General features: G+C 70.9%; 1 protein-coding gene and 1 pseudogene. Both read left to right on the forward strand.

From position 1 onward, the window contains the following. A pseudogene (locus ACTIR_RS0105545) lies at nt 1–264 on the forward strand (serine/threonine protein kinase); the annotation flags it as partial. Nucleotides 265–394: 130 nt separating this feature from the next. Beyond that, entirely contained in the window at nt 395–2,383 is a 1,989-nt protein-coding gene (pknB, locus tag ACTIR_RS0105550) for a Stk1 family PASTA domain-containing Ser/Thr kinase (RefSeq protein WP_026453528.1), read from the forward strand. Nucleotides 2,384–2,464: the final 81 nt, after the last annotated feature.

The raw sequence follows: 2,464 nt of genomic DNA on the forward strand, positions 1-2,464 counted from the left end.
CCGGTGAACCCGGGCTCACACCCGTCCCTGCACCCGGTGGGCGGGCGGGCGCCGGGTACCGGCGCCGGGCACGGGATGGCGGCACCGGCACGGAAGCGGCCGTCGGCGGCGACGTGGGCCCTGCTCGCGCTGGCGTTCACGGTGCTGGTGGCGGTGGTCGTGGTGACCCTCGTTATCACGCTGGGTTCCGACGGGGACGACGGCGGCCCGGGCGACGACACCACCCCGCTCGGGGACAACTGGTCGGCCACCGATGGGCGTTGACCCGGCTGAGATGGGTGAGAAGGCATGATGGTCGCGGTACACACGCCTGCCCCCCGCGGGCGTGGGCGACACACGCACACGGTCGGCGCACCGGGCGTGGGAAGAACCGAGTGAAGGACGGCACCAGGCAATGAGCGCACCCCGACTGCTCTCAAACCGCTACGAACTGGGTGACACACTCGGCTACGGCGGAATGTCCGAGGTTCACAACGGACACGACATCCGGCTCGGCCGGGAAGTCGCCGTGAAGATCCTCCGTGCGGACCTCGCCCGCGACCCGCAGTTCCAGGAGCGCTTCCGACGGGAGGCGCAGAACGCGGCGGCGCTGAACCACCCCGCGATCGTCGCCGTCTACGACACCGGTGAGGCCGACACCGAATACGGCCCGCTGCCCTACATCGTCATGGAGTACGTCGAGGGCAGGACGCTGCGCGACATCGTCAAGACCGAGGGGCCGCTCTCCGAGAAGCGGGCCATGGAGGTCATGGCCGACGTGTGCGCGGCGCTCGACTTCTCCCACCGGCACGGCATCGTCCACCGCGACGTCAAGCCCGCCAACGTGATGATCACGCGCAACGGCGCGGTCAAAGTCATGGACTTCGGCATCGCCCGCGCCGTGCACGACGGCCAGGCGGCCATGACCCAGACCGCGGCGGTGATCGGGACGGCCCAGTACCTCTCGCCCGAGCAGGCCCGCGGCGAGACGGTCGACGCCCGCAGCGACGTCTACTCGGCGGGCTGCGTGCTCTACGAACTGGTCACCGGCGACCCGCCGTTCACCGGCGACTCCCCCGTCGCCGTGGCCTACCAGCACGTGCGGGAGCAACCGGCACCGCCGTCGTCGGTGAACCCGGGGCTCTCGCCCGAACTGGACGCCGTCGTGCTCACCGCGCTGACCAAGGGCACGGACAACCGGTACCAGTCGGCCGCGGAGATGCGCTCCGACCTGGTGCGCACGCTGTCCGGACAGCGCCCCGCCGCACCGATGGTGCTGTCCGAGGAGGAGGGCACCCACGTCCTCGGCGACTCGGAGCAGGACCGGTTCGACGCCTACGGGGCCCACGCCTTCCCCGACGAGGACCCGGACGAACTCGCCCGGAAACGCCGGAACAAGCGGATCGCCGGGATCGTGCTGACCGTGGCGGGCCTCGGCCTCATCGCGCTGCTGAGTTTCTTCCTCGTCGAGCAGAGCGAGGCGGACACCCGGGCCGTGCCGGACGTGGCGGGCAAGACCACGCAGGCGGCGCACAAGATGCTGCGCGACGAGGGTTTCGAGGAGATCACCGAGTCGACACGGCCCTGCGTGGCGAACCCGTCGAGCGAGGCGGAGTGCGGCCCGGAGTCCTACAACAAGGTGATCGAGACCGACCCGCCCGCCCGTGAGCAGATCGCCCTCACCGAAACGATCACGCTCGTCGTCGGGAAGCCACCGCAGCAGGTTCAGGTGCCCAATCTCGTCGACCTCTCCCGCGAGGACGCCGAGAAGCAGCTGAACGAGGCCGGACTGACGCTCGACCCGAACGTCGAGGAGACGGAGGTCGACGACCCGGAGAAGCAGGGCAAGGTGGTCGAACAGAGCCCCGCGGGGGGTGCGCAGCTGCGCCAGGGCGGCCAGGTGAGCATCGTCCTCGGCGTCGAGCCCGACGAGGTCGAGGTGCCCAACATGACGGGCAGCACCTTCGAGGAGGCCAAGGCGCGACTGACCGAACTCGACCTCACGGTGAACCGCAGCGACGTCGACCACGAGGAACCGGAGGGGACCGTGGTCGGGCAGGAGCCGAACGGCGGCCGGGTCACCAAGGGCAGCGAGGTCGAGCTGCGGGTGTCCAACGGCTCGCAGGCCCGGATCGAGATCCCGGACCTGCAGGGCATGACCGAGGAGGAGGCCGTGGCCGCGTTGCAGGAGGCGGGCTGGACCGGCTCCCACTCGGTACGGCGGGAGCGGGTGTCCGACTCCGATTACGTCGGGCTGGTGACCAACTCGAACCCGGCCCCGGGCAGCTCCGTGCCGAAGGACCAGTCGATCGTGCTGTTCGTCGGGGCCGACGACGACGGGTCCACCGAGACGTCGGAGCCGGGGAACAGCTGGCCGTTACCGGGACCGGGCGACGACAACTGAGCCGGGGCCCGGGCGGCGACACCTGGCCCGGGCCGGGATGACCGCCTGAGCGCGCACCCCGGCCCGGCCGGTGCGGGTTCA

The sequence above is a fragment of the Saccharomonospora iraqiensis subsp. iraqiensis genome (assembly GCF_000430445.1).
GTDB lineage: Bacteria > Actinomycetota > Actinomycetes > Mycobacteriales > Pseudonocardiaceae > Saccharomonospora > Saccharomonospora iraqiensis.

Excerpts from the sequence above, each read along its gene's own strand:
- pknB (WP_026453528.1), top strand. The coding sequence starts at position 395 with ATGAGCGCACCCCGACTGCTCTCAAACCGCTACGAACTGGGTGACACA.